The organism is Kitasatospora sp. NPDC093806 (assembly GCF_040683335.1).
Lineage (GTDB): Bacteria > Actinomycetota > Actinomycetes > Streptomycetales > Streptomycetaceae > Kitasatospora.
In genome coordinates this window covers 26,992-52,531 of the sequence record NZ_JBFBDO010000009.1, presented here as the reverse complement: position 1 = coordinate 52,531, position 25,540 = coordinate 26,992, and the positions used below count along the sequence as shown (strand labels likewise).

The window sequence follows — 25,540 nt, the reverse complement described above, 5'->3', positions numbered from 1 at the left end:
GCGGGTTCCTCCGGAGTTGGCCGGCGGCTCCTCGCGGGGCGCGAGGGGCCGCCGGAACGATTCGGCTAGGTGGCGGGGGTGGTGAAGTGGTCGAACTCGCCGCGCTTCACGCCTTCGATCCAGAGCGCGAACTTCTTGGGCGTGGTGAGGATGGTCGAGTTGGGGGAGTCGGATTCGCGGATCTCGACCGCTTCATCGGTGCTCCGCACCTCGACGCACTGGTTGCTGTTGCCGCTTATCGAGGACTTCTGCCAGTCGCTCATGGGATTTGCCAGCCTTCCAGGTTCGTCGAACTCGCCGCGCTTCACGTCCTCGATCCAGAGCGCGAACGTCTTCGGCGTGGTGGTGATCGTCGAGTCGGGCGTGTCGGATTCACGGATTTCGATGAGGCCTTCGGTGGTGGTGGAGACCTCGACGGAGTTGCCGCCGTCCTGGGTGCTGCTGGTCGACTTCTGCCACTGCTGCGACATGCTCACCTTTCCAATTCCAGGCCGTGCTTGATGTGTTGGACCAGTCCCCAGGAGTCCCGTCCGGAGTGCGGCAGAGCGGAGGTGGCCGCGTCTCCGGAAGGGAGGGCGAGCCGGCTGAGGTCTTCGAACCTCTCGCGATACGTCGCCACGGAAGCCGGTGAGTCGGTGAACTCGGAGGCGCCCGGGTGGTCGACCACGACGGTGGAGAGGGCGCGTGAAGGCGGCTCGGTGATGAGGAACGGGCCGGTGTAGGGCAGCGTGGCCCTGACGCTGAAAGGGAAGACCTGGATGGTCACGTTCGGCTTCTCCCACACTTCGAGAAGGTGTGCGAGCTGCTGTCGCATGGCGTCCTTGCCGGCGAACGACATCAGCAATGCGGCTTCGTGGATGACGAAGCGAAACGTGGCGGGACCGTCGAGTACGTGCTGCCGTTCGAGGCGGAAGGCGATGGAGTCCTCTATCTGGGCGGAAGTCAGCGATGTCTCGCTGTTGTGGAACGTCCGCCGGATGTACTCCTCGGTCTGGAGCAGACCGGGGATGAAGAAGGTCTCGAAGTTGAGGTAGGCCGAGGTGGCCCAGTGCTCCAACTCGGCCAGGTCGAGGGCGAAGGTGGGGACCTTCCGCTTGTGGCGGTTCCACCAGCCCTTGCCGTCGCTGGCGCCGAGCGCCGCGAGAGTATGGAGAAACTCCTCATCCGTGCAGTCGTAGAAGGCCGCGAGCGAGCGCATGCGCTCCTCGTCGAGGCCGGTGCGTGCCGCCTCGATGTGGTTCAGCTGGGGGCCGCGCATCCCGACGTGCGCCGCGGCCACCTGGACCGGCACATCGGCATCCAGTCGAAGCCTGCGGATCTCGGCGCCGTACCGTCGCTGCCGCTCGCTGATGTGCGCTCGTAGAGCCAAAGTCGTCCCTTCCCGTGGCAACCGCAGTGTTGCGCGCGGGAGTGGTCCCGCGCCACCTGCTGAGGGCAGATCAGCAGGATCACCCTTTCGAGTGGTTGCACTAATGAAGGGATGAGCCTACCTTGAGTAGCGCGTCACTCACTGATGGTTGATCAGCGTTCCCGAAGTGCACCTCGGGTGAGCCGGGGCAGGCCACGGGTGGTGGGCCTTTGTGGGTGTTCGACCTCATCCCTCAACTGGACTGGAGACAGTCGATGTTGCTTCCTCTTCTCCGCCCCCTCGATGCCGATCCCGTCAGAGAATTCAGGCTCGATCTGTTCCCGCCGGCGGCGCCTGAGATGGTGGGGGTGTTGCGGCGGCTGTTGAGCGAGATGCTCAAGGTGGCGGGGGCCGACTCCGACGGGCCCTGCCTGATCCTCTCCGAGCTGGTGACCAACGCCCTACTGCACGGGCAGGGGGCGCCGACCGTCGTGCTCGAACTCCGTTGTGGGCAGCTCTATATCGCGGTTGCTGACGGGTCGACTGCCGCGCCCGTCCGTCGGGAGCCGGATGTGGCTCGAACATGCGGGCGGGGGCTTGACCTCGTCGCCGCTTTGGCCGATGACTGGGGTGTGGAACTCATCGGGGTGTGTGGCAAAGCGGTCTGGGCCGTGGCGGCGGTCGATCACTGATGGCGGTCGTGCTGCTGACGGGCCTGCTCGTATCGGTGGTCTTCGTGGGGGTGGTGGCGCAGATCATCGCGACCCGTCAGCCGCGGGAAAGACGCTCCAGCGGGGGCGACTTGGCGGACAAGTAGCGGTCAGCCGGCGGCGAGCCGCTCCTCCAGGCGCGCCCGCGCGGCCGGCCACTCGTCCCGCAGCATCGAGAAGTACGCCGTGTCCCGCCACACCCCGCTGGCCCGCCTCTTCTCCCGGCGGTGGATCCCTTCGTACGAAGCCCCCAGCCGCTGGATCGCGTTGCGCGACCGCTCGTTGAGCGCGTCGGTCTTCCAGAACACCCGCCCCATGCCCAGTTCCTCGAAGGCATGGATGAGCAGCAGCAGCTTCGACTCCGAGTTCACCGCCGTGCGCCACACCGACCGCGCGTACCAGGTGCCGCCGATCTCGACGAGCTCGTCCTCCGCGCTGAAGTCGTAGTAGCCGGTGATGCCGACGGCCCGCCCCGACGCGAGCTCGATCACGGCGAACTTCACGGCGTTCCCCGCCGCCATCTCACCGAGCCGGAAGTCGATGATCGCGCCCAGCTCCTCCTCGCTGGTCGGCGCGGCGAACGGGATCCAGCGCCACACCTCCGGGTCCGATCCGACGGTGGCCCAGAGGTCGGCGAGGTGTCGGCGCTCCAGCGGCTCCAGGCGGACGTGGCGGCCGGTGAGGGTGACGGGGGTGGGGAGCTTCGCAGTCATGATCGAGAAGGTAGCGCGAGAATGCACTAGGTGCAATGGGTTATTGCCTTAGTGCAAATGAGTCAGGGCAGCGAAAAGGCCCCGCGAGCGAACCCGCGGGGCCCTTCGGTGATCAGGCTCAGATGAACGAGTTGATCTGGATCGTCTCGTCCCGGCCCGGGCCGACGCCGATGGCGGAGATCGGGGCGCCCGACATCTCCTCCAGCGCCTTCACGTACGCCTGGGCGTTCTTCGGCAGGTCGGCGAAGGTCTTCGCCTTGCTGATGTCCTCGTTCCAGCCCGGCAGCGTCTCGTAGATCGGCTTGGCGTGGTGGAAGTCCGACTGGTTGTACGGCAGCTCGTCGACCCGCTGTCCGTCGATCTCGTACGCGACGCAGACCGGGATCTGCTCCCAGCCGGTGAGCACGTCGAGCTTGGTCAGGAAGAAGTCGGTGAGGCCGTTGACCCGGGTCGCGTAGCGCGCGATCACCGCGTCGAACCAGCCGCAGCGGCGGTCACGGCCGGTGGTGACACCGCGCTCGCCGCCGATCCGGCGCAGCGCCTCGCCGTCCGCGTCGAGCAGCTCGGTCGGGAACGGGCCGGAGCCGACGCGGGTGGTGTACGCCTTCAGGATGCCGATGACCCGGTTGATCTTGGTGGGGCCGATGCCGGCGCCGGTGCAGGCGCCGCCCGAGGTCGGGTTGCTCGACGTCACGAACGGGTACGTGCCGTGGTCGACGTCGAGCAGCGTGCCCTGGCCGCCCTCCAGCAGGACGACCTTGTTGGCCTTCAGCGCCTCGTCCAGCACCAGGGTGGTGTCGGCCAGGAACGGCTTGATCTTGTCCGCGTAGCCGAGGTACTCCTCCAGCACCAGGTCGGCCGGGATCGCGCGGCGGTTGTAGAGCTTGACCAGGATCTGGTTCTTGTCGTGCAGCGCCGCCTCGATCTTCTGGCGGAGGATCGACTCGTCGAAGAGGTCCTGGACCCGGATGCCGACGCGGTTGATCTTGTCCGCGTAGGTCGGGCCGATGCCGCGGCCGGTGGTGCCGATCCGGCGCTTGCCGAGGAAGCGCTCGGTGACCTTGTCCAGCGTGCGGTGGTACGGCGTGATCAGGTGGGCGTTGCCCGAGATCAGCAGCTTGGAGGTGTCGATGCCGCGCTCGTTCAGGCCGTTGAGCTCGGAGAGCAGCACGCCCGGGTCGATGACGACGCCGTTGCCGATCACCGGCGTCACGTTCGGGCTGAGGATGCCGGAAGGCAGCAGGTGCAGCGCGTACTTCTGGTCGCCGATGACCACCGTGTGACCGGCGTTGTTGCCGCCCTGGTAGCGGACGACGTAGTCGACGGAGCCGCCGAGGAGGTCGGTCGCCTTCCCCTTGCCCTCGTCTCCCCACTGAGCGCCAACGAGCACGAGTGCCGGCACAGGCGTACACCCCTTCCGGTTGGGGCATCCTGCGTAGGCCGCAGTCTGCCCCGAGATAGACGAAGCCCCTGGCGCAATAGCGCAAGGGGCTCTTGCACCGAGAGATTACCTGAGGAAGGACCGGTTGTGTCGTCCCTGTCCACGCCTGCAACCGGCGGCCCGGAGCCGCTTCTCCTGCTCCTCGACCCGGCGGCCCGGCAGTCGGACGGCGAGTCGGTGCGGATCGCGAAGGACGTCCTCTCGGGTGGGGCGGACGTCAAGGTGGCCTACCCCGAGAGCCCGTCCGAGCTTGATCGGCTGCTTTCGCACCGGGGTCGGCGACGACCGGTGGTGATCGGCAATGACCTCGCCCTGCAACGGGTGCTCCAGGCCCTGTACCGCCAACGTGAGCTGGGGGCAGACCCGGTGGGCATGGTTCCGGTCGGCCGGGCGGACGAGCTGGCGGTGGCCCGGGCACTCGGCGTGCCGGCCGCGCCGGTGGCGGCGGCCCGCGCGGTGCTGGCGGGGGCGGCCCGGAAGCTGGACCTGCTGGTCGACGACGGCGGCGGGGTGGCGCTCGGCGGGGTGCGGATCTCGGGCGGCGGGACGCGTCGCACGGTGGGCCGTCCGAGCGGGTGGCGTTCGCTATGGGCGAAACTGGCTGCGGCCGAGCAGGGGACCGCACTCACTCCGGGACACGGAGACCACACGGAGCGCGGGCGGGAGACCGATCATGCGGTCCGCCCCGCGCGGGCGGAACGCGCCGACCCCCGGCTGCGGGTCGAGGCGGACGGCCGGCTGCTCGCCGACGTCCACCGCCCGGTCCGGGTGGTCCAGGTGACCCTGCCCTCCGGCGAGGCGGTCGGCGAGGGCGTGATGGAGATCGTGGTCCGCGCCCCCGGTGCGCTGCTGCGCGCCCGGGCGGCGAGCGTCTCGGTGGTCGGCCGCGGTTTCGGCTACGAGGCGGACGGGCACGCGGTCGGCCCGGTCCGGGCCCGCACGTGGACGGTCCACCCCGGCTGCTGGGGCCTGCTGCTGCCCGCCGCGTAGCGCGGAGCACCCGCCGGCCGCCGGAAACCGCCCGCTCCGTAGCCGAGGGGCAGCACAGGGCGACGACGCCCGCCGGGTGAGCAGGCTCACGTTGGGCGAACGGCGGCCGAACGCGCGGCGAAGGGCCGTCCGTGCACGGAATGCGTCAACGGGCGCGAACCACAAGGCCAAGCGCGTCCCCGGCGATCGGAATAGCGCCGAAATCCGCACCGGGTAAGGGGTTTTGTCTACGCGCGTTACCGATGGACCGCCGGACAATCCCGCTCGCCCGGATTCCGGAAGCCTGTGCCAACTGCCCTAGACTCGAAGGCGTGCCACGTGGTGACGGAAGACTCAACCACGATCTTCTTCCCGGTGAGAAAGGCCCCCAGGACGCTTGCGGCGTCTTCGGTGTCTGGGCTCCCGGCGAGGAGGTCGCCAAGCTCACGTTCTTCGGCCTTTACGCCCTGCAGCACCGCGGTCAGGAATCCGCGGGCATCGCAGTGAGCAACGGCTCCCAGATTCTCGTCTTCAAGGACATGGGACTGGTCTCCCAGGTCTTCGACGAGGCCTCCCTGGGGTCGTTGCACGGGCATATCGCCGTCGGACACGCCCGCTACTCGACCACCGGTTCCTCGGTCTGGGAGAACGCCCAGCCGACCTTCCGGGCGACCGTTCACGGTTCGCTGGCCCTCGGGCACAACGGAAACCTGGTGAACACCGCCGAACTGGCGGCCATGGTCGCCGAACTCCCCGGTGAGGAGCACGTCTCCCGCTCCGGGCGGACGGCCGCGACCAACGACACCGACCTGGTGACCGCGCTGCTCGCCGGCCACCCGGACCTCTCCATCGAGGAGACGGCCAAGGTCGTGCTGCCCAAGGTCAAGGGCGCCTTCTCGCTCGTCTTCATGGACGAGCACACGCTCTACGCCGCCCGCGACCCGCAGGGCATCCGCCCGCTGGTGCTGGGCCGGCTGGAGCGCGGCTGGGTGGTCGCCTCCGAGACGGCGGCGCTGGACATCTGCGGCGCCTCCTTCATCCGCGAGGTCGAGCCCGGCGAGCTGATCGCCATCGACGAGAACGGCATGCGCACCTCGCGCTTCGCCGAGGCCAAGCCCAAGGGCTGCGTCTTCGAGTACGTCTACCTGGCGCGCCCGGACACCAGCATCGCCGGCCGCAACGTGCACCTCTCCCGGGTGGAGATGGGCCGCCGGCTGGCGAAAGAAGCCCCGGTCGACGCCGACCTGGTGATAGCCACTCCCGAGTCCGGCACCCCGGCCGCGATCGGCTACGCCGAGGCGAGCGGCATCCCGTACGGCTCCGGCCTGGTGAAGAACGCCTACGTGGGCCGCACCTTCATCCAGCCCAGCCAGACGATCCGCCAGCTCGGCATCCGGCTCAAGCTCAACCCGCTGCGCGAGGTCATCGCCGGCAAGCGCCTGGTCGTGGTGGACGACTCGATCGTCCGCGGCAACACCCAGCGCGCGCTGGTGAAGATGCTCCGCGAGGCCGGCGCCGCCGAGGTCCACATCCGGATCTCCTCGCCGCCGGTGAAGTGGCCGTGCTTCTTCGGCATCGACTTCGCCACCCGCGCGGAGCTGATCGCCAACGGCATGACCATCGAGGAGATCGGCCGCACCCTCGGCGCGGACTCGCTCTCGTACATCTCGATCGACGGCATGATCGAGGCCACCAAGCAGCCGAAGGACAAGCTCTGCCGGGCCTGCTTCGACGGCGAGTACCCGATGGAGCTGCCGGACCCGGCGCTGCTCGGCAAGCTCCTGCTGGAGGCCGAGATCAAGGGCGGCCAGCAGGCCCCCGCGGTCCGCGGCAAGCCGACCAGCGGCAGCGACCTGGACGGCGTCCAGTCGCTGCTCGGCGGAGCGGGCGCGGCCGACGCGCTGCGCCGCCCGTAACGATCCACGGTGGGGTCCCGCGAACCGGGGCCCCACCGCTGTTCCGACCCCCACTGACCCGAGAGGGCCGCACGCAGTGACCAGCAACCAGAACGGCGCCACCTACGCCGCCGCCGGCGTCGACATCGAGGCGGGCGACCGCGCCGTCGAGCTCATGAAGCAGTGGGTGAAGAAGGCCAACCGGCCCGAGGTGGTCGGCGGCCTCGGCGGCTTCGCCGGGCTCTTCGACGCGTCCGCCTTCAAGAACTACGAGCGGCCGCTGCTGGCCTCGGCCACCGATGGCGTGGGGACCAAGGTGGCCATCGCCGCCGCCATGGACAAGCACGACACGATCGGCCACGACCTGGTCGGCATGGTCGTCGACGACCTGGTGGTGTGCGGTGCCGAGCCGCTGTTCATGACCGACTACATCTGCGTCGGCAAGGTCGTGCCGGAGCGGGTCGCCGCGATCGTCAAGGGCATCGCGGAGGGCTGCGCGCTGGCCGGCTGCGCCCTGGTCGGCGGCGAGACCGCCGAGCACCCGGGCCTGCTCGGGCCGGACGAGTACGACGTCGCGGGCGCCGGCACCGGTGTCGTCGAGGCGGACGCGCTGCTGGGCGCCGAGCGCGTCCGGGCCGGCGACGTGGTGATCGCGATGGCCGCCTCCGGCCTGCACTCCAACGGCTACTCGCTGGTCCGCCACGTGCTGCTGAACGAGGCCGGCTGGAAGCTGGACCGCAAGGTCGAGGAGTTCGGCCGCACGCTCGGCGAGGAGCTGCTGGAGCCGACCCGGATCTACTCGCTGGACTGCCTGGCGCTCGCCCGGGCCACCGAGGTGCACGCCTTCTCGCACGTCACCGGCGGCGGCCTGGCGGCCAACCTCGCGCGGGTGATCCCGGCCGGCCTGCACGCCCGCCTGGACCGCGGCACCTGGACCCCGCTGCCGGTCTTCCGGACCGTCGCCGAGGTCGGCCGGGTGGCCACCCTGGAGATCGAGAAGACGCTCAACATGGGCGTCGGCATGGTCGCGGTCGTCCCGCCGGAGTCGGTGGACGTGGTGCTGGCGATCCTGGAGGACCGTGGCGTCGAGGCGTGGCTGCTGGGCGACATCGTGGACCGGACCGACGAGCACGACGGCGGCGCGGCGCTCTACAACGCCTACGAGGGCTTCACGACGGTCTGACCGGCCGGCTGTCGATCAGCACGACCAGCAACGGGAAGGGCCCTTCCGGCAGCCGCCGGAAGGGCCCTTCCCGTACCCGCGCCGGAACCGTCACCGGCCGAAGCGTGCGGGAGGCGAGCTGAAGCGTGCGGGAACGCCGAAAACCGGCCCGGCGCTCGGGGCGCCTGGACCGGTGGACGGCTGTTGCGTCGTGCTGTTACGCGCGGCGGCGGGTCTGCGAGGAGGACCCGGTGTCCGAGTCCACGTCGTCGTCCTCGTCGTCGGCGGCATACCGAGCCGCGTACTCCGCGTAGGGGTCGTCGTCCTCCTCTTCTTCCTCGATCGGCTCCGGCTCGATCGGGGAAGTGGAGGGCGATACGCCCAGCTCGCTGGACAGACGGTTGGCGTCGAACCCGCCGCTGTTGTACTTCAGCTCGCGGGCGACCTTCGTCTGCTTGGCCTTGGCCCGGCCGCGCCCCATGGGTCGACCCCCTCAACGATGGGGCTCACGGCCCCGAGTCTGACACGTGTTCATGATCAGGAGCGGCCTGCCCGAATGGGGAGGACCGTCCCTTGGAGCATTAACGGTACCTGTTTCTGCCGCTGGACGGTACGTCGTCGGTGTGACGTGGCGCGCACCGACCGCACCCGAGACCAGGTCTTCCCAGGTCACGGGAGGTTTTGCGGCAGTTTGCGCGCCGTCCGGAGGTATCTGAGGTCCGTCGTTCCGGGATCGATTATCCCCCCAAGGGGGGTCTTGGATCACCCGATCGGGTGCAGAAGTGAGAATCCGGTTCCACATTGTGATGCGCGGGGGACGGCCGACCGCCGCCCCCCGCGCACCGCGGTCCGGATCAGCCCCGGCGGGCGCCCGGCAGCAGCACCGAGCGGAGCGCGCTGATCTCGCGCATCCGCTTCTCGGCGAGGCGGTCGGCGGCGACGGCCGGCGGCACGCCGTCGGCGGCGGCCCGGGTGAAGATCTCCAGGGTGGTGTCGAAGATCTTCGTCGCCTTGTTCTTGGCCCGGTCGAAGTTGAAGCCGTCGATCTCGTCGGCGACCTGGATCACGCCGCCGGAGTTCACCAGGTAGTCCGGGGCGTAGAGGATCCCGCGGTCGGCGAGGTCCTTCTCGACGCCGGTGTGGGCCAGCTGGTTGTTGGCGGCGCCGCAGACGATCGAGGTGCCGAACTCGCCCAGCGCGGCGACGACGTCGTCGGTCAGCGCGCCACCGAGCGCGCAGGGGGCGTAGACGTCCAGCTTGGCCTGGAGCAGGGCGGTGGTGTCGGCGACGACCTCCACCTCCGGGTGGGCGGCGCGCACCCGGTTGACGGCGGCCTCGAAGGGGTCGGTGACGACGACCGTGGCGCCGTCCGCGACCAGGTGGCCGACCAGGTAGTGGCCGACCTTGCCGACGCCGGCGACGCCGACCCGCTTGCCGCGCAGGGTCGGCTGGCCCCAGCGGGCCTGGGCCGAGGCGCGCATGCCCTGGAAGACGCCGAAGGCGGTCAGGATCGAGGAGTCGCCGGCGCCGCCGTGCTCGGGCGAGCGGCCGGTGACGAACTCGGTCTCGCGCGCGATGACGTCCATGTCCTGGACGTAGGTGCCCACGTCGCAGGCGGTGATGTAGCGGCCGCGCAGCGACTGCACGAAGCGGCCGTAGGCGCGGAGCATCGCCTCGTTCTTGTCCTTGTTCGGGTCGCCGATGATGACGGCCTTGCCGCCGCCGAGGTCGAGGCCGGCGAGCGCGTTCTTGTAGGACATGCCGCGCGAGAGGTTGAGGGCGTCCTCCAGCGCCGCCTCCTCGGAGGCGTACGGGAAGAACCGGGTGCCGCCGAGGGCGGGGCCCAGCGCGGTGGAGTGGATGGCGATGATCGCCTTGAGCCCGGAGGAGCGGTCGTGGCAGAGGACGACCTGCTCGTGGCCGTCGCCGGTGGCGCCGTCCTGGGAGGTGCCGAAGATCCGGCCGAGCACGCCGGGTGCGGGGTGCGTGGCGGATGCGGTCTGTACGTCGGTCACTGTGGTGACTCCAGTATTCGAGGCCCGCTGCTGTGGTGCGGGCGCCTAAGGCGAAGCGTAGTCGCGCCCCGCCCGGCGATCCGCCCCCTCGGCGAAGCTCGGGCCGGTTGTCCGAGGGGTGAGACGGGACGCCCCGGAACAGTGCGTTCACCCCTTCCCGGAGCGCCCGCGAACGGACCTCTCCCGGGCGACGGGGGGTGCGTGCGACGATGCAGGACGTGACCGTCGTCCGTACTTCCGTGCTGCCGCCCTACGCCGCGCACCTGCGGGTCTACGAGCCGCTGGCCGCCTACCCGGAGCCCGAGCGGGCGCGCTGGCAGGCCTACGCGGCCGAGCACGGCCCGGACGCCGCGGAGGCCGGCGGCTCGGTGGCGGCGGCGGTGCTGGCGGAGCAGCGCTCGGCGCTGGCCGAGCTGGTCGGCCGGACGCCGCGGGCGCTGCCGGAGCGGGAGAGCGAGCGGGCCTTCGTGCGGGTCGTGGACGGGGTGCTGTACGTCTGTCCGTGGGCGACCAGGCTGCGCAGCTGGCAGGCCCTGGACGAGCTGCGGGAGGGGGCGCCGGTGGCGCTGCTGGACACCGCGCTGCCGCCGGCCACCCGGGCGGCGGCGGAGGCGGACCGGGAGCGCTGGCGGGCGGACCATCCGGACGCCCGGCCGTGGATCCTGACGAACCGGTGGGAGGTGCCGGTCCGCTGGTTCCTGCCGTTCGGGGACGAGGATCGATGCTTCGTTCCCGCAGGGGAGGGGGAGAAGGGTGGGGAAGGGGTCCGGGGGGACCAGGCGTCGCTGTTCTACCTGACGCCGATGGCGCAGGCGCGCCGCCGGGTGGCCCGGGCGTACCGGGCGCTGCGCGAGGCGGTGCCGGAAGGGGAGCTGGTGCGGGGGGCGGAGCAGATCGGGCGGTGGCTGGAGGAGTTCCATCCGCGATCGCTGGTGGAGCTGGACTACGGGGGGCTGGTGCACCTGCTGGGGCCTGAGCGACTGTCGGCGGACCGTTCGGCGGGGGAGCTGGAGGACGGGCTGCGGGCGCTGCGGGCGGGGGACGCGGCGGAGGCGCTGCGGGCGTACGAGGCGCTGACGGTGCGCTGGCGGCAGGTGCTGGCGCTGCGCCACGCGAACTGACCCGGTGTCGGCAGGGGCTTGTAAGACTGTAAGAGTCCTACGGCCCGAACCGTATGACCAAGGTCCTGGTTCGGGTCAATAGCTGTCGAACGTGACACTACTCACCGTTGACGCGAACTAACCCCTATGTGCAAAAATGGGACAACCAGCCCAACTTCACGTGAGCGTGCCCACTTTTGGGTGGTTCTGGAGTCGATGCGTGCTTTGCGGGAAAACTGCGGGTCTGGTCCCCTCGTAACCGAATGTCACTATAAGGTGACCGCCCGTTATGGGGTGGTCCATCGCCATCCGTCGGCCTTGAACCCGTGAGGGGTCAATTTTGGCGGTTTGGTCGATAGGGCTGGACGGATGGTGTAGTTGTAGACACCAGGACAAGCCGTTCGTCCTATAACCGACTCGGCCCGTCTATGCCATTTCGGGCATCGCGGGCCAAGGTGCAGAATTTGAAGGATAGAACCGCCCTGGTTCGGTTCTCCCGAGGAGGCCGCTCATGACCGCTCGTACCCCCGATGCCGAACCTCTGCTGACTCCGGCAGAGGTCGCCACCATGTTCCGCGTGGACCCGAAGACCGTGACGCGCTGGGCCAAGGCCGGCAAGCTCACGTCGATTCGCACGCTCGGCGGGCACCGCCGTTACCGTGAGGCGGAGGTGCGTGCCCTGCTGGCCGGTATTCCGGCGCAGCGTACCGAGGCCTGACAGGGGCCACGCTCAAGGCTCTTTGAAAGGGGCCGCTTACCGGACTCCGCCGGGTCCGGTAAGCGGCCCCTTTGTCGTCTCCGCCGGCGTCTCCGCGGCGATCTCTACAGACTTGTCGAACCACTGCGCGATCTGCCGGAATGTTGAACTCCGGATAACGATTTGAGGGGGAAGGGGTGGGGGGGATTTACTGTGAATAGCAGTACAATTTTACATATTAAATTAGTGCCCATCGGGCAGGGTGTTCGAACGGTCGGTTCCCGAAAGGGACGGGTGACGACCATCACACGCACAGTCACTTGTGGTCTAGACCTAGTTCGGGGTAAAGGGGTGCCCCGGAAAAACGCGAGAGGCCCGGAACCAAACGGTTCCGGGCCTCTCGACTACGGCGATCCCGACGGGACTTGAACCCGCGACCTCCACCTTGACAGGGTGGCGAGCTAACCAACTGCTCCACGGGACCAGAGTGTTCTGATCCGTTCGCTTCGTTTGCCGCGCTGCGAACAAGACAGACTCTAGCCCATGGTGGGCCTCCAGGTCGAACCGGCCCCCGGAGGCCCCCAGCTCAGAGGGTCGCCCGGGCCGCCTCCATCGCCTTCATGATCCGCTTCTCCGACACCGGCGACGGCGTCCCCAGCCCCTGGGCGAAGAAACTGACCCTCAACTCCTCGATCATCCAGCGGATCGCCAGCACCTCCGCGGACGGCTGCTGCCCGGCCGGCACGGCCGCCAGCAGCTCCCCGTAGGCCTGCTGCACCTGCTGGACCTTCAGCAGTTGCTGGGCGTCCCGCTGCGGGTGGTTCGGCAGCGCCTCCAGCCGGCGGTCCACCGCCAGCAGGTACCGCTTGAGGTCCGGCAGCCGCTGCCAGCCGGTCGCCGTGACGAAGCCCGGGTGCACCAGCGAGGCCAGGTGCAGCCGGACGTCGTTCACCGCGTTCAGCAGCACCGGGCTGCTCACCGACTTCAGCCGGGTCGACGCCTTGTGGAAGGCGATCAGCGCGGTGGCCGTCTTCAGCGTGGTGTCCGCCGAGAGCTCGTACAGATCGGCCCGGACCTTGTCGCGCAGCGTCCCGAACGCCGCCTCGTCCCAGGCCGGACCGCCGGCCAGCGTCATCAGCCGGTCCGCGGCGCAGGCCACCACGTCCTCGAACATCGCCGGGATCGAGCCGTGCGGGTTGTACGACAGCGCGAGCTTGGCCTGGTTGCCCAGCCGGCCCTGGATCGACTTGGCGGGCGAGTTGGTGCTCAGCATCAGCAGCCGCCGGGTGCCCTCCCACATCGCCCGCTGCTGCGCCTGCGGGGTGTCGAACAGCTTGACGGCGACCGAGTCGCCCTCGTCCACCAGCGCCGGGTAGGCGCGCAGCGAGTGGCCCCGCGAACGCTGCTCGAAGGTGCGCTGGAGCACCGGGAGGCCGGCCGGCCAGGCGGTCAGCCCGGACTGCTCGATGCCCCGCCCGGAGGCGGCCGAGGAGAGCGTCTCCTTCAGCTTCGGCTTGAGCCGCAGCCGCAGCTCCTCCAGGTCCTTGGACTCGGCGAGCTTCTTGCGGCCGTCCACCACCCGGAAGGTCACCTTGAGGTGGTCCGGGACCCGCTCCTCGTCCCAGGCCTCCGGCGGCACGGTGATCGCGGTCATCCGCTTCAGGACGTGCTCCAGGGTCGGCAGCAGCGGCTCCTGGCGGGTCTTCAGCTCGCGCAGCGCCGCCTTGGCGAAGTCCGGCGCGGGCACGAAGTTGCGCCGGATCGCCTTCGGCAGCGACTTGATCCAGGCGGTGACCAGCTCCTCGCGCAGCCCCGGGATCTGCCAGTCGAAGCCCTCCGCGGTGACCTGGTTGAGCACCGGCAGCGGGATGTGGACGGTCACGCCGTCCGCGTCGCTGCCCGGCTCGAACTGGTAGGTCAGCTGGAACCGCAGCTTCCCCTGCTGCCAGTGGTCCGGGTAGTCGGCCTCGGTGACGCCGTCCGCGGCGTCGTTGATCAGCATCGACTTCTCGAAGTTCAGCAGGTCCGGCTGCTCGTGCCGGGCCTTCTTCCACCAGGAGTCGAAGTGCCGGGTGGAGACGATGTCCTCCGGCAGCCGGCTGTCGTAGAACTCGAACAGGGTCTGGTCGTCGACCATGATGTCCCGGCGGCGGGCCCGGTTCTCCAGCTCCTCGACCTCGCTGAGCAGCTTCCGGTTCTCCGCGAAGAACTTGTGGTGGGTCTCCCAGTCGCCCTCGACCAGCGCGTTGCGGATGAACAGCTCGCGGCAGAGCTCCGGGTCGATCCGGCCGTAGTTCACCTTGCGCTGGGCGACCACCGGCACCCCGTAGAGGGTGACCTTCTCGTACGCCAGCACCGCGCCGGACTTCTTCTCCCAGTGCGGCTCGCTGTAGCTGCGCTTCACCAGGTGCTCGGCCAGCGGCTCGACCCACTCCGGTTCGATCTTCGCGTTGATCCGGGCCCAGAGCCGGGAGGTCTCCACCAGCTCGGCGGACATCACCCAGCGCGGCGGCTTCTTGAACAGGCCCGAGCCGGGGAAGACCGCGAACCGGGCGCCGCGCGCGCCGCCGTACTCGCGCTTCTCCACGTCGAACAGGCCGAGGTGGGAGAGCAGGCCGGCCAGCAGCGACTGGTGGATCCGGTCGGCGTCCGGCTCGGCGTCCTCGTGCGCCTCCTCGATGGTGACGCCGAGCTGCTTGGCGACCGTCCGCAGCTGGGAGTAGATGTCCTGCCACTCCCGTATCCGCAGGTAGTTGAGGAACTCGGCCTTGCACATCCGGCGGAACGCCGAGGAGGAGAGCTCCCGCTGCTGCTCCCGCACGTAGCGCCACATCGACAGGAAGGAGAGGAAGTCGGAGGTCTCCGAGTTGAACCGGCGGTGCCGCTCGTCGGCGGCCTGGCGCTTCTCCGCCGGGCGCTCGCGCGGGTCCTGGATGGACAGCGCGGCGGCGATCACCATGACGTCGCGGACGCAGCCGTTCTTGTCCGCCTCCAGCACCATCCGGGCCATCCGCGGGTCCACCGGGAGCTGGGCCAGCTTGCGGCCCAGCGGGGTGAGCCGCTTGCGGACGTCCTTCTCGGCCGGGTCGAGCGCGCCCAGCTCGTGCAGCAGGTTGACGCCGTCCTTGATGTTGCGGGAGTCCGGCGGGTCCAGGAACGGGAAGGCGGCGATGTCGCCGAGGCCGGCGGCGGTCATCTGGAGGATGACCGAGGCCAGGTTGGTGCGCAGGATCTCGGCGTCGGTGAACTCGGGGCGGGAGAGGAAGTCCTCCTCCGAGTACAGCCGGATGCAGATGCCGTCCGAGGTGCGGCCGCAGCGGCCCTTGCGCTGGTTGGCGCTGGCCTGGCTGACCGCCTCGATCGGCAGCCGCTGGACCTTGGTGCGGTGGCTGTAGCGGGAGATCCGGGCGGTGCCCGGGTCGATCACGTACTTGATGCCGGGGACGGTGAGGCTGGTCTCGGCGACGTTGGTGGCGAGCACGATCCGGCGGGAGCCGGAGCGCTGGAAGACCCGGTGCTGCTCGGCGGAGCTCAGCCGGGCGTACAGCGGCAGGATCTCGGTGGACTTCAGCTTCAGCTTGCCGAGCGCGTCGGCGGTGTCCCGGATCTCGCGCTCGCCGGAGAGGAAGACCAGGATGTCGCCGGGGCCCTCGGCCTGGAGCTCCTCGGCGGCCTCGCAGATCGCCTGGATCTGGTCGCGGTCGCGGTCGGCGTCGGAGGCGTCCTCGTCGGCCGCGTCCTCGTCGACGACCGGGCGGTAGCGGACCTCGACCGGATAGGTGCGGCCGGAGACCTCGACGATCGGGGCGTCGCCGAAGTGCCGGGCGAACCGCTCCGGGTCGATCGTCGCCGAGGTGATGACCACCTTGAGGTCGGGACGGCGGGGCAGCAGCTGCTTGAGGTAGCCGAGCAGGAAGTCGATGTTGAGGCTGCGCTCGTGCGCCTCGTCGATGATCAGGGTGTCGTACTGGCGCAGCTCGCGGTCGGTCTGGATCTCCGCGAGCAGGATGCCGTCGGTCATCAGCTTGACCAGGGTGTCCGGGCCGACCTGGTCGGTGAACCGGACCTTCCAGCCGACCGCCTCGCCGAGCGGGCTGTCCAGCTCCTCGGCGACCCGCTCGGCCACCGTGCGGGCGGCGATCCGGCGGGGCTGGGTGTGGCCGACCAGACCGCGCACGCCGCGGCCCAGCTCCAGGCAGATCTTCGGGATCTGGGTGGTCTTGCCGGAGCCGGTCTCGCCCGCCACGATCACCACCTGGTGGTCGCGGATGGCCGCCAGGATCTCGTCCTTCTTCTGGCTGACCGGCAGCTCGGCGGGGTAGCGGATGGCCGGGACGGCGCCGCGCCGGCGCTCGACCAGCAGCTCGGCCTTGTCGATGTCGGCGGCGATCTCGGCGGCGATCTTCGCGCGGGCCTCGGGCTTGCGGACGCGGCGGGCGCCGTCCAGCCGGCGGCCGATCCGCACCTGGTCGCGCAGGGTCAGCTCGGGCAGGCGCGCGGCCAGGTCGCCGATGCCGGGCCCGTCGTCCGGGGCGGCTGCGTCGGCGGACTGGACTGCGGGAGAACTCACGGCGGGCATCCCTCTAGGTTCGCAAGGAGATGCGGCGGCGCGCACCTCGGTTTTCGAGCGCCTCCAGTGTCACAGGGGACGGCGGTCCGCTGCCAACGCCGGTCCCGGGGGAAACCGGGAGGTGGGAGGGGGAGCCGCGGCGCCGGGAGGGGGAGCCGGGCCCGGCGGACGGCGCGGGGGCCGTCCGCCGGGGAAGAGCGGGGGTGATCGGGCGGGGAGGAGCGGGGACGACCGGGCGGGGACGATCGGGCGGGGCTCAGTCCCGGACGGCCCGGTCCACCAGGGCGCCGGCCGCGCCGGTGTACCCGGCCGGGTCGCACAGCGCGGCGATCTGGGCCGCGGTGAAGTGCCCCGCCAGCTCGGCGTGCCCGGCCAGCACCTCGGCCAGCGGCCGGCCCTCCCGGTCGGCGGTCAGCGAGGCCTCGGTGAGCAGCTGCTTGGCCACCGCCTTGCCGAGCTTGGGCGCCAGCCGGGCGGCGATCCGCTCGGACACCAGCTGCCCGCCGGTGAGCTCCAGGTTGGCCCGCATCCGCTCCGGCCGGACCAGCAGCCCCTCGGCCAGCTCCACCGAGGTGTGCGCGGCGCCGCCGGCCAGCCGCAGGCACTCGCGCAGCAGCAGCCACTCGGCGTGCCAGGCACCGCCCGAGCGCTCGTCCTCGGTGACCAGGCACTGGGTCAGCCCGGCCGCCAGCACCGGCACCTGCAGGGCGGCGCTGCGCAGCAGGGTGGCCAGCACCGGGTTGCGCTTGTGCGGCATCGCCGAGGAGGCGCCGCGGCCGGCCACGGCCGGCTCGACCACCTCGCCGACCTCGGTCCGGGTCAGCGACTGCACGTCCACCGCGATCTTGCCGAGGGCGCCGGCGGTGAACGCCAGCGCCGCCGCCAGGTCGGCCATCGGGGTGCGCAGCGCGTGCCAGGGCAGCACCGGCCGGGCCAGCCCGGTCTCCGCCGCGAAGGCGTCCACCAGCCGGTCCAGGTAGCCGCCGGCCTCGACGTCCGGGTCCGGGCCGTCCAGCCGCGCGTACTCCAGGTAGCCGGCCAGGGTGCCGGCCGCGCCGCCCAGCGCGACCGGCAGGCCGTCCGCCAGCACGGCCGCCAGCCGGCGGTCGGCGTCCAGCACCAGCTGCCGCCAGCCGGCCGCCTTGAGGCCGAAGGTGGTGGGCACCGCCTGCAGGGCGAGGGTGCGCCCGGCCAGCACGGTGTCCCGGTGCCCGGCGGCCAGCGCGGCCAGCGCGCGGGCGGTGCGGTCCAGGTCGGCGCGGATCAGCCGCAGCGCCCGGGCGGCGACCAGCATCGCGCCGGTGTCGAAGATGTCCTGGCTGGTCGAGCCGCGGTGCACGTACTCGGCGGCGGCCGGGTCCTCGGCGGCCACCACCCGGGTCAGCGCCTGGACCAGGCCGACCACCGGGTTGGCGGTCTCCCGGGAGGCCAGGGCCAGCTCCCGGACGTCGAACCGCTCGGCCCGGGCGGCCCGGGTGATCGCGGCGGCCGCCCCGGCGGGCACGGTGCCCAGCCCGGCCTGGGCGCGGGCCAGCGCGGCCTCCGCGTCCAGCATGGCCTGCAGCCAGGCGCGGTCGGCCACGGCCGCCTCGACCGGGGTGCCGGCCCGGACGGGGGAGAGCAGTCCGGAGTCGGGCCCGGCCCCGTCCGGTCCGGTTCCGGCCGGCCCTGGTCCGTCCGGCCCGGTTCCGTCCGGCCTGGTGTGACTCTCCGTCATATCACGACGCCTCTCAGCTCGGTCTCGGCCGACCGCGGTCGGACCACGGCCGGCGGCTCGGTCGCCGGCGGCAGCGCCAGCACCGCGCGGGCGATGGCGTCCGAGTCGCCGAGGGTCACCGAGTCGACGCCGGGGCGGATGCCCGCGGCGGTCACCCAGTGCACCGACTCGGTCGGGACGCCGTACGCGAACCGGCGCGGGTGCGCCCGGCCGCGGGCGTCCAGCAGCCGGTAGGGCCGCTCGGTGACGGCGAGGCCGCCGGTCTCGTAACTGCTCCCGTGATCCCCGCCGATCCGGTACGCGGCGCACTGCTCGGTGTCCAGCAGGTGCCGCAGCAGCGGGTCCTCGGTGCGCCGCAGGTCGGGCTCCGGCAGCCGGGCCTCGACCAGCACCGACGCCCGGACGCAGGGGCCGGGTACGGCGGTGGAGCGCGCGGTGAACGCCGGGTCGACCGGGTCGATCCGGATCTCCGTGCCGGGGCCGAGCAGCTCCAGCACCCCGGCCTCGACCAGGGCGATCAGCTGCTCGATCCGCTCGGCCGGCGGGCCGATCGACAGGAAGGCGTTCAGCGGGGTGTACCAGCCCTCCAGGTCGTCGCGGTGCGAGCCGCCCTCCAGTCCGCCGTGGTCGACCGCCAGCCGGATCTCGTTGCGCAGGTCGCGCAGCACGTCCAGGGCGGCCTTGAGCGGGCCGCTCAGATTGCCGGCCCGGGCCTCGGCGACGTCCCGGCGCAGGTGGTCGAGCAGCCAGTCGCGGAAGTCCGCCCGGTCGGTGAACTCCCGTCCGGCGTACGGCCGGGAGAGCCGCTCCCAGCTCCACCGCTCGGCCTCCGGGACGCCGTACGCGTCCAGCAGCGCGGCCGGGTCGGCGGCGGTCAGGAACCGCTCGGTGAACGCCGGGCGTTCGGCGCCGCGCGCCTTGGCGGTGAGCAGCGCGCCGTAGTAGACGGCCTCCACCTCGCGGGAGATCAGCGGCCAGAGGTCGGCGCCGAACCGGACCGGCTCGCCCCGGCGGGCGCGTTCGCGCAGCCCGGCGACCAGTTCGGGGGTGAGCAGCCGGGGCAGGTGGCGCCCGGACGCGCCCTTCTCGTTCTCGCCGCGCGCGTGGTACGGGATGCCGCGCCGGGAGGTGGCGTAGAGCCGCGGCTCGGTGCCGGACGGGCGGTAGACCAGGGCGTCGTCCACCCGCTCGAAGTGGCCGCCGCGGCCGAGCGTGAACAGCGCCATGTGGTCGAAGAAGTTGAGGCCCAGGCCGCGCAGCAGCACCGCCTGGCCGGGCCGGGCGGCCACCCGGAGGTCGGCCGGGTTGGCCGGGGTGACGTAGGTCAGGTGGTGGGTCCGGGCCAGGGCGGCGGTGCGGGCCTCGCGCGGGGTGGGCCGGGCGGGGAGGTGGCCCTGGGCGAGCACGACGGCGTCCAGCCGGTTGAGCCGGGTGCCGTCCTCCAGCCGGACGCCCTGCGGGCCGCCGGGGGCGCCGTGCGCGTCGGTCATCGCGACGGCCCGGGAGCGGTGCACCCGGACGGTCACGGTGGGCGGGGCGGCGGCGAGCACGGCGCGGAAGGCGTCGTGCAGGTAGTGGCCGTAGAAGGCGCGGGTGGGATAGGAGTTCGGGCCGAGGTCGGCGGCCTCGGCGAGGGTCTGGTCGTCGTACCCGGCCGGCTGCTCGTCTCCGGCCGGGTGCTCGCCCTTGGCCAGCGACCGGGCCCATTCGTAAAGACTCGGTCCGGGTTCGACCGGACCCTCGATCCGGACGCTGTCGTCGGTGTACACGGTGATCTGCGAGGCCACCGTGTTCATCAGGAGGTGCCGGGACTGGTCGGTGCGCCAGACCCGGCCCGGGCCGGGGGCGGCCGGGTCGACCAGGTGCACGGTGACGGTGCACCCGGCGGGGGAGGTCCGTTCGTTGGCGCAGAGCCGTTCCAGGACGGAGAGGCCGCGCGGACCCGCGCCGATGACGCAGATCCGGAGATGACGGTCGATCATGCCCACGCGCCGCATCGTAGTTGTGATGATCCGATGATGAAAAGGTCTAAGAAGCGTGCGTACACGTTCGGACCTTGACTTGAAGTCGACTTCACCTCCTAGCCTCGGCGGCACATCCCGCAGCCCCAGGAGGCAGACGTCCCATGACCGTTCGGCTGAACCACACGATCGTCCCGGTCCGCGACACGGCGGAGTCCGCCCGCTTCCTCACCGAGGTCCTCGGCCTCGCCGACCCGGTGCGCAGCGAGCCCTTCCTGGCCGTCCGGCTCGGCAACGAGGTCACCCTCGACCTCCTGCGGGTCGACGGGCCGGTCCCCGTCGGGCACTACGCCTTCCTGGTCGACGAGGAGGAGTTCGACGCGATCCTCGACCGCGTCCGGGCCCGCGGCCTCACCTACTGGGCCGACCCGTTCCACCGCCACCCCGGCCGCACCAACGACTGGCTCGGCGGCCGCGGCGCCTACTTCGAGGACCCGAGCGGCCACAACCTGGAGATCATGACCCGGGCCTGACCGTCCTGGCCACCGCCGGCCGGCGCGTCTGCCCGATGGGCCGCCCGCCGCTGCCCCGGCGTACCGTTTCCCCCGTTCCCCCGCCCGTCCCCTCGCCCCCGGGCAACGGTTGGCGGCCCACCCGGGCTCTGGGAGGGCGAGGAGGTGCTCATGGGAGCCAAGAAGGACGAGCGGGACGCCGAGTTCAACGCGTTCCTGGCCGGGGCCTGGCCACGGCTGATGCGCACGGCGTTCCTGCTGACCGGGGACCGCTACCTGGCCGAGGACGTGGTCCAGACCGCGCTGGAGCGGACCTACGCCGCCTGGGCGAAGGTCACCCGGGCCGACGAGCCGTACGCCTACGTACGCCGGATCGTGATCAACGAACACGCCCGCCGCTTCCGGCGCCGGGTGCCGGAACAGCTGGTCACCGCCGTGCCGGAACGCACCGGCCCGGACGGCTTCGCCCGGCTGGACGACCGGGCCGCGCTGCTCCAGGCGCTCGGCACGCTGCCGCCCGGCCAGCGCCAGGCGGTGGTCCTGCGGTACTGGGAGGACCTGAGCGAGACCCAGGCCGCGGCCGCCATGGGCTGTTCGGTGGGCACGGTCAAGAGCCAGGCGTCGAAGGGCATCGCCAAGCTGCGCGAGCTCTCCTCACTCATCACCATGACGAGCATCGGAGGTGCGGCATGAACCGCGACGGGACGCCCGCGAACACGGCGGTCGACGGCGGCGAGGAGGTGGCCCGGGCGCTGTCCGGGCTGGTGGAGACGGTGGAGGTCGGCCCGGTGCCGTACGACGCCGTCCGGGCCGGCGGGCGCCGCCGGGTGGTGCGGCGGCGCACCGCGCTGACCGGGGCGCTGGCGCTGGCCGTGGTCGCCGCCGTCGGCGGCGTCGCGGCGGTCAACGGCGGCCCGGCCCGGCCGGGCACGGAGGCGACGGTGACCACCGTCGCCGCCGCGGCCGCCCCGGGCCCGGCCACGGGCCCCGCCGCAGTGTCCGCCGCGCCGTCCGCCGGCCCGCGCGATCCGTTCACCCCGGTCCGGGCCCAGGTGGCCTCGGGCACCAAGGACGGCAAGCCGTGGACCGTCTGGGCGGCCCTGTGGCCGGCCCCGGGCAAGGAGAAGGTCCACGAGCAGGCCCGCCGGATCTGGGAGGAGGACGCCGCCGCCGGCTCCACGGACGCGGCGCCGACCACGGAGTTCGTCGACCGCTACGTGAGCACGGACACCGACCGGGTGGTCTTCTACTTCGTCCGGGACGGCAAGCGGATGACGCGCTCGATGCAGGGCGACCTGCCCGTCCCGGGGACCCCGCTGGACCTGGAGTACAAGGACTACTCCAAGTACAACGACTTCCCCAACATGTACATCGGCCCCTCCGCCAAGACCGGCGAGAGCGACCCGCTGTACGGCGCCCCGTGGGTGGTCCTGGGCAAGATCAGCCCGGACGTCGCCCGCGCGGAGGTGAAGTGGGCGGACGGCACCACCCTGGAGCCGCCCATCGTCTCCCTCGGCGACTCCGAGGTCCGCTGGATCGGCGTCGCCCGCCGCGGCGTCACCGCCGAACTCCGCCTCTACAAGGCCGACGGCTCCCTCCTCGCCAGCGAACGGACCTGGATCGACGGCTGACCCACCCCCCCCGCCCGGATCCTCCGGGCATACGACGAAGGCCCCGGAGATGATCTCTCCGGGGCCTTCGGGGTTGTGGCCAGGGCCGGGGTCGAACCGGCGACCTTCCGCTTTTCAGGCGGACGCTCGTACCAACTGAGCTACCTGGCCGTACTGCACCGTCTCTTGACGAGACGAGCGATCCCGACGGGACTTGAACCCGCGACCTCCACCTTGACAGGGTGGCGAGCTAACCAACTGCTCCACGGGACCTTGTAGTGGCGAACCACTTAGGTCTTGCGTCACTGCACTTTACTACGGTACTGCGTGCCCCCAACGGGATTCGAACCCGTGCTACCGCCTTGAAAGGGCGGCGTCCTGGGCCACTAGACGATGAGGGCTTGCGGCCTGTCCCGCCGTTTCCGGCGTTCGGGGACGTCGAGAAGCATATGGGATGTCGGGCCGAACGCCAAAACGGCTTTCGACCGGGTGGGTGGCGGGGGCCGGGCGGGGGCCCGGGGGTCAGGACCAGCCGAGTTCGTCGAGCTCGTGGTCGTCGAAGCCGAAGTGGTGGGCGACCTCGTGGATCACCGTGGTGCGGACCTCCTCGACGACCTGGGCGCGGTCCTCGCAGTAGCGGAGGGTCGGGCCGCGGTAGACGATGATCCGGTCGGGCAGGACGCCGGCGTACCACTCGCCGCGCTCGGTGAGCGGGGTGCCCTCGTAGAGGCCGAGGAGTTCCGGGTCGGCGGGGTCGGGTTCGTCCTCGACGAAGACCGCGACGTTGTCCATCATCGCCGCGAGCCGCGGGGGGATCAGGTCGAGCGCGTCGCTGACCAGTACCTCGAACTCTTCCGGGGTCATCTCCACCGGTTCATTGTCGGGTCTGGGGTGACGGCGTGCCAGGTGGTGCGGGCCGGTGTTTCATGGGCCCATGGCGACCTCGGAGGGCTTGGTGGCGGATGGCCCGGTGAACGGCCCGGTGGCGGGTCCGGGGGAGGGCGGCGCGGCGCGGCGGCGGCCGCCGGTGCTGCGCGGGCAGGGGCCGGCGGTGGCGGTGGTCGCGGTCGGCGGGGCGCTGGGGGCGGCGGCGCGGTACGGGGCGGGGCTGCTGTGGCCGGCCGGCCCGGCGGCGTTCCCGTGGACCACGCTGCTGGTCAACGTGGTCGGCTGCGCGGTGATCGGGGTGTTCCTGGTGGTGGTCACCGAGGGGCGGCCGGCGCACCCGCTGCTGCGGCCGTTCTTCGGGACCGGGGTGCTGGGCGGGTTCACCACCTTCTCGACCTACGCGGTGGACGTCCGCCGGCTGGTGCTGGACGGGCGGCCGGGGGCGGGGCTGGCGTACCTGGGGGTGACCCCGGTGGCGGCGCTGCTGGCGGTCTGGGCGGCGGCCGGGGTGACCCGCCGTCTGCTGCTGCGCGGGGCCGCCCGCAGGGGCGGCGGCGGGGGCGCGGCGGGGGAGGGCGGGGCGTGAACTGGCTGCTGGTGGTGGCGGGCGCGGTGGTCGGCGCGCCGTTGCGGTACCTGACCGACCGGGCGGTGCGGTCCCGGCGCGACTCGGTCTTCCCGTGGGGGACGTTCACGGTGAACGCGGTCGGCTGCCTGGTGCTCGGGCTGGTGACCGGGGCGGTGGCGGCGGGGGCGGCGTCCTCGCAGGTCCAGCTGCTGCTCGGGACGGGGCTCTGCGGGGCACTGACCACGTACTCGACCTTCTCGTACGAGACGCTGCGGCTGGCCGAGAGCGGGGCCGGGCGGTACGCGCTGGCGAACGTGCTGGGCAGCGTGCTGGCGGGCCTGGCGGCGGTGTGGGCGGGGGCGGGGCTGGCCTCGGCGTTCTGGGGCTGAGCCGCCCGCGGCCGGGTGGGTGCCCGACGAGGGCCGGTGGGTGCCCGGCGCTCGTTCGAGTGCTTTCGGTGGTTTCGCCCGTGTCCGTGCGCCGGGGGCGCGCGTTGGACACCAGACATGGTGGCCGTGCGCGGTGGGTGGACGGCCCGGGTGGGGCGGCTGCGGGAGAGGGAACTCGGTGGCGGCGATGCGTTCGGTGCGAGCGGTGGGTTCGGTGCGTGAGGTGCGTTCGGTGCGTGAGGTGCGTTCGGTGCGGGTGACGCGGGTGGTGCGCGAGGCGGTGGAGCGGCGGGCCGAGCCGCGTGCGGCGGCGGTGCGGACCCGGGTGGTGCGGGCGGCGGCGGTGCTGGCGGTGGCCGGGCTGGGGCTGACCGGCTGCATGTCGGTGGGGCCGGGCGCGGACGAGAAGCACGGCACGGTGCCGGTCGGCCAGGCCGGGACGCCGACCAAGCCGGGGGCCGTCCCGTCGGCCTCGCCGAGCGGCGGCGGGCACCCGGGTGGTGCGTCCGGGCGGTCGGAGCGCGCCGGGGGCGCGCAGGCCCAGAACGCGCCCGCGGGCGGGATGAACGCGGTGCCCGGTGAGTCGGCCGCCGGCGCGAACGGGGCGAACGGGGCGGGTGGTTCGAGCGGTGCGGGCGGCGTGAACGGCGCGCCCGCGGGCGTGGAGCCGGTACCGGTGGCGGCCCCCGGCGAGCCCGCGCCCGGCGCGAGCGGAACCGCGGGGGGCGCGAGCGCCAGCCCCGCACCCCGACCGGGCGGCACCGGGACGGCCACCGGCGGCCCCGCCGGGACCGGGACGGCGGGGACCGGCGCCGCCGGCGGGACGGGCCACGGCACGGGCGGCACCGGGGCCACCACGGGCACCGGCAGCGGCACCGGGGACGGGCGCTCCGGGGGCGCGACGGCGTCCACCCCGGCGGCCAGCCCGACCGGGCGCCCGCCGTCCTCCCCGGAGCCCGGGCACACCACGCCCGCGCCGACCGCCACCCCGGCCCCGGAGCCCACGCCCGCCGCCACCACCTCGGCGGCGCCCAGCTCGGGGGCGGGCGGCCAGTGACGCGGGGCGGCCGGAGCGGCAGGGTCGGGCGGTGCGCGGGTCGGGCTCCTGACCTCGGCTTTCCCGGTCCGGCCAGCACATTTGCCTCTGATCCCGAGGTTCGGCTATGGTGGTAGATCGTTCGTTTGAATCATTTGTCTGGCGCCCTACTCCCATCTGGCGCCCTTGGCGCGTACCGGCGATCCGTGGCTGACCGCATAGAGGCGGTTGTGAAACAG

Annotated in this window: 23 protein-coding genes and 4 tRNA genes; 13 read left to right on the top strand and 14 right to left on the bottom strand. The window is 71.9% G+C overall.

Annotated elements, in window-relative coordinates; translation table 11 throughout:
* Positions 1–65 precede the first annotated feature (65 nt).
* Both AB0N76_RS08125 and AB0N76_RS08120 read right to left on the bottom strand, forming a co-directional pair.
* Positions 66–470, bottom strand: a complete 405-nt coding sequence (locus AB0N76_RS08125; RefSeq protein ID WP_363554546.1) for a DUF397 domain-containing protein — start codon at positions 468–470, stop codon at positions 66–68.
* A gap of 2 nt (positions 471–472) precedes the next feature.
* A complete protein-coding gene (locus AB0N76_RS08120; RefSeq protein ID WP_363554399.1) occupies positions 473–1,369 on the bottom strand; it encodes a helix-turn-helix transcriptional regulator in 897 nt (298 codons plus the stop codon).
* A 215-nt stretch (positions 1,370–1,584) separates the two neighbouring features.
* On the opposite strand from AB0N76_RS08120, the gene AB0N76_RS08115 reads away from it, so the two are divergent.
* On the top strand, positions 1,585–2,040 hold the full coding sequence (locus tag AB0N76_RS08115) for an ATP-binding protein (protein WP_363554397.1): 456 nt from the start codon (positions 1,585–1,587) through the stop codon (positions 2,038–2,040).
* Positions 2,040–2,165, top strand: a complete 126-nt coding sequence (locus AB0N76_RS08110; protein ID WP_363554395.1) for a hypothetical protein — start codon at positions 2,040–2,042, stop codon at positions 2,163–2,165. The genes AB0N76_RS08115 and AB0N76_RS08110 overlap by 1 nt, the downstream gene beginning before the upstream one ends.
* 3 nt (positions 2,166–2,168) lie before the next feature.
* Here the strand turns inward: AB0N76_RS08110 and AB0N76_RS08105 are convergent, their stop codons facing one another.
* On the bottom strand, positions 2,169–2,771 hold the full coding sequence (locus tag AB0N76_RS08105; protein ID WP_363554393.1) for a GNAT family protein: 603 nt from the start codon (positions 2,769–2,771) through the stop codon (positions 2,169–2,171).
* Between the two features lie 118 nt (positions 2,772–2,889).
* On the bottom strand, positions 2,890–4,173 hold the full coding sequence (locus tag AB0N76_RS08100; protein WP_363554391.1) for an adenylosuccinate synthase: 1,284 nt from the start codon (positions 4,171–4,173) through the stop codon (positions 2,890–2,892).
* Between the two features lie 126 nt (positions 4,174–4,299).
* Here AB0N76_RS08100 and AB0N76_RS08095 point away from each other — a divergent pair, with 126 nt between their 5' ends.
* From AB0N76_RS08095 to purM, 3 genes are all read left to right on the top strand, one after another.
* Positions 4,300–5,202, top strand: a complete 903-nt coding sequence (locus tag AB0N76_RS08095) for a diacylglycerol kinase family protein (RefSeq protein ID WP_363554389.1) — start codon at positions 4,300–4,302, stop codon at positions 5,200–5,202.
* 311 nt (positions 5,203–5,513) lie between these two features.
* On the top strand, positions 5,514–7,097 hold the full coding sequence (gene purF / locus AB0N76_RS08090) for an amidophosphoribosyltransferase (protein ID WP_363554387.1): 1,584 nt from the start codon (positions 5,514–5,516) through the stop codon (positions 7,095–7,097).
* A 76-nt stretch (positions 7,098–7,173) separates the two neighbouring features.
* Positions 7,174–8,259, top strand: a complete 1,086-nt coding sequence (gene purM / locus AB0N76_RS08085) for a phosphoribosylformylglycinamidine cyclo-ligase (protein WP_363554385.1) — start codon at positions 7,174–7,176, stop codon at positions 8,257–8,259.
* Between the two features lie 196 nt (positions 8,260–8,455).
* On the opposite strand, the gene AB0N76_RS08080 is transcribed toward purM, so the two are convergent.
* Both AB0N76_RS08080 and AB0N76_RS08075 read right to left on the bottom strand, forming a co-directional pair.
* Positions 8,456–8,719 (bottom strand): DUF3073 domain-containing protein, encoded by a 264-nt coding sequence (locus tag AB0N76_RS08080; protein WP_363554383.1) that lies wholly within the window; start codon positions 8,717–8,719, stop codon positions 8,456–8,458.
* Between the two features lie 373 nt (positions 8,720–9,092).
* Entirely contained in the window at positions 9,093–10,208 is a 1,116-nt protein-coding gene (locus AB0N76_RS08075; RefSeq protein ID WP_363554544.1) for a Glu/Leu/Phe/Val dehydrogenase dimerization domain-containing protein, read from the bottom strand.
* Positions 10,209–10,462: 254 nt separating this feature from the next.
* On the opposite strand from AB0N76_RS08075, the gene AB0N76_RS08070 reads away from it, so the two are divergent.
* The gene (locus tag AB0N76_RS08070) at positions 10,463–11,374 is read left to right on the top strand and encodes a hypothetical protein (protein WP_363554381.1); all 912 of its coding nucleotides are present in this window, start codon (positions 10,463–10,465) and stop codon (positions 11,372–11,374) included.
* A gap of 490 nt (positions 11,375–11,864) precedes the next feature.
* The gene (gene bldC / locus AB0N76_RS08065; protein WP_014137253.1) at positions 11,865–12,071 is read left to right on the top strand and encodes a developmental transcriptional regulator BldC; all 207 of its coding nucleotides are present in this window, start codon (positions 11,865–11,867) and stop codon (positions 12,069–12,071) included.
* Between the two features lie 389 nt (positions 12,072–12,460).
* Here the strand turns inward: bldC and AB0N76_RS08060 are convergent.
* From AB0N76_RS08060 to AB0N76_RS08045, 4 genes are all read right to left on the bottom strand, one after another.
* Positions 12,461–12,534: transfer RNA gene (locus AB0N76_RS08060), tRNA-Asp, on the bottom strand.
* A gap of 102 nt (positions 12,535–12,636) precedes the next feature.
* Complete coding sequence (gene hrpA, locus AB0N76_RS08055; protein ID WP_363554542.1) at positions 12,637–16,563, bottom strand: ATP-dependent RNA helicase HrpA; 3,927 nt, start codon at positions 16,561–16,563, stop codon at positions 12,637–12,639.
* 313 nt (positions 16,564–16,876) lie between these two features.
* The gene (gene pcaB / locus AB0N76_RS08050) at positions 16,877–18,337 is read right to left on the bottom strand and encodes a 3-carboxy-cis,cis-muconate cycloisomerase (RefSeq protein ID WP_363554379.1); all 1,461 of its coding nucleotides are present in this window, start codon (positions 18,335–18,337) and stop codon (positions 16,877–16,879) included.
* On the bottom strand, positions 18,334–20,319 hold the full coding sequence (locus AB0N76_RS08045; RefSeq protein ID WP_363554377.1) for an FAD/NAD(P)-binding protein: 1,986 nt from the start codon (positions 20,317–20,319) through the stop codon (positions 18,334–18,336). The genes pcaB and AB0N76_RS08045 overlap by 4 nt, the downstream gene beginning before the upstream one ends.
* 143 nt (positions 20,320–20,462) lie before the next feature.
* Between AB0N76_RS08045 and AB0N76_RS08040 the strand changes: the two genes are divergently transcribed.
* The 3 genes from AB0N76_RS08040 (at position 20,463) to AB0N76_RS08030 (ending at position 22,441) form a co-directional block, all read left to right on the top strand.
* Complete coding sequence (locus AB0N76_RS08040) at positions 20,463–20,831, top strand: VOC family protein (protein WP_363554375.1); 369 nt, start codon at positions 20,463–20,465, stop codon at positions 20,829–20,831.
* A gap of 150 nt (positions 20,832–20,981) precedes the next feature.
* Positions 20,982–21,503 carry a SigE family RNA polymerase sigma factor gene (locus AB0N76_RS08035; protein ID WP_363554373.1) on the top strand — a complete coding sequence of 174 codons (522 nt, stop codon included), beginning with the start codon at positions 20,982–20,984 and terminating at the stop codon, positions 21,501–21,503.
* Positions 21,500–22,441, top strand: coding sequence for a hypothetical protein (locus AB0N76_RS08030; protein WP_363554371.1), 942 nt, complete (start codon positions 21,500–21,502; stop codon positions 22,439–22,441). Before AB0N76_RS08035 ends, AB0N76_RS08030 begins: the two co-directional genes overlap by 4 nt.
* Before the next feature lie 76 nt (positions 22,442–22,517).
* Here AB0N76_RS08030 and AB0N76_RS08025 read toward each other — a convergent pair.
* The 4 genes from AB0N76_RS08025 to AB0N76_RS08010 form a co-directional block, all read right to left on the bottom strand.
* Positions 22,518–22,591 (bottom strand) — tRNA-Phe (locus AB0N76_RS08025).
* 28 nt (positions 22,592–22,619) lie between these two features.
* Positions 22,620–22,693 (bottom strand) — tRNA-Asp (locus AB0N76_RS08020).
* A 55-nt stretch (positions 22,694–22,748) separates the two neighbouring features.
* Positions 22,749–22,821 (bottom strand) — tRNA-Glu (locus AB0N76_RS08015).
* 121 nt (positions 22,822–22,942) lie between these two features.
* Positions 22,943–23,284 (bottom strand): metallopeptidase family protein, encoded by a 342-nt coding sequence (locus AB0N76_RS08010; RefSeq protein WP_363554540.1) that lies wholly within the window; start codon positions 23,282–23,284, stop codon positions 22,943–22,945.
* Between the two features lie 70 nt (positions 23,285–23,354).
* On the opposite strand from AB0N76_RS08010, the gene crcB (AB0N76_RS08005) reads away from it, so the two are divergent.
* The 3 genes from crcB (AB0N76_RS08005) to AB0N76_RS07995 all read left to right on the top strand — a co-directional run bounded on the left by crcB (AB0N76_RS08005) (position 23,355) and on the right by AB0N76_RS07995 (position 25,322).
* Entirely contained in the window at positions 23,355–23,894 is a 540-nt protein-coding gene (crcB, locus tag AB0N76_RS08005; protein ID WP_363554369.1) for a fluoride efflux transporter CrcB, read from the top strand.
* Entirely contained in the window at positions 23,891–24,265 is a 375-nt protein-coding gene (crcB, locus tag AB0N76_RS08000) for a fluoride efflux transporter CrcB (RefSeq protein WP_363554367.1), read from the top strand. Before crcB (AB0N76_RS08005) ends, crcB (AB0N76_RS08000) begins: the two co-directional genes overlap by 4 nt.
* A 232-nt stretch (positions 24,266–24,497) precedes the next feature.
* A complete protein-coding gene (locus tag AB0N76_RS07995) occupies positions 24,498–25,322 on the top strand; it encodes a hypothetical protein (RefSeq protein WP_363554365.1) in 825 nt (274 codons plus the stop codon).
* The last annotated feature ends 218 nt before the right edge of the window (positions 25,323–25,540 follow it).

Excerpts from the sequence above, each read along its gene's own strand:
- crcB (WP_363554369.1), top strand. The coding sequence starts at position 23,355 with ATGGCGACCTCGGAGGGCTTGGTGGCGGATGGCCCGGTGAACGGCCCG.
- AB0N76_RS08040 (WP_363554375.1), top strand. The coding sequence starts at position 20,463 with ATGACCGTTCGGCTGAACCACACGATCGTCCCGGTCCGCGACACGGCG.
- AB0N76_RS08030 (WP_363554371.1), top strand. The coding sequence starts at position 21,500 with ATGAACCGCGACGGGACGCCCGCGAACACGGCGGTCGACGGCGGCGAG.
- AB0N76_RS08080 (WP_363554383.1), bottom strand. The coding sequence starts at position 8,719 with ATGGGGCGCGGCCGGGCCAAGGCCAAGCAGACGAAGGTCGCCCGCGAG.
- AB0N76_RS08010 (WP_363554540.1), bottom strand. The coding sequence starts at position 23,284 with ATGACCCCGGAAGAGTTCGAGGTACTGGTCAGCGACGCGCTCGACCTG.
- pcaB (WP_363554379.1), bottom strand. The coding sequence starts at position 18,337 with ATGACGGAGAGTCACACCAGGCCGGACGGAACCGGGCCGGACGGACCA.
- AB0N76_RS08070 (WP_363554381.1), top strand. The coding sequence starts at position 10,463 with ATGCAGGACGTGACCGTCGTCCGTACTTCCGTGCTGCCGCCCTACGCC.
- bldC (WP_014137253.1), top strand. The coding sequence starts at position 11,865 with ATGACCGCTCGTACCCCCGATGCCGAACCTCTGCTGACTCCGGCAGAG.
- AB0N76_RS08035 (WP_363554373.1), top strand. The coding sequence starts at position 20,982 with ATGGGAGCCAAGAAGGACGAGCGGGACGCCGAGTTCAACGCGTTCCTG.
- AB0N76_RS08045 (WP_363554377.1), bottom strand. The coding sequence starts at position 20,319 with ATGATCGACCGTCATCTCCGGATCTGCGTCATCGGCGCGGGTCCGCGC.
- AB0N76_RS08125 (WP_363554546.1), bottom strand. The coding sequence starts at position 470 with ATGTCGCAGCAGTGGCAGAAGTCGACCAGCAGCACCCAGGACGGCGGC.
- AB0N76_RS08110 (WP_363554395.1), top strand. The coding sequence starts at position 2,040 with ATGGCGGTCGTGCTGCTGACGGGCCTGCTCGTATCGGTGGTCTTCGTG.
- AB0N76_RS08105 (WP_363554393.1), bottom strand. The coding sequence starts at position 2,771 with ATGACTGCGAAGCTCCCCACCCCCGTCACCCTCACCGGCCGCCACGTC.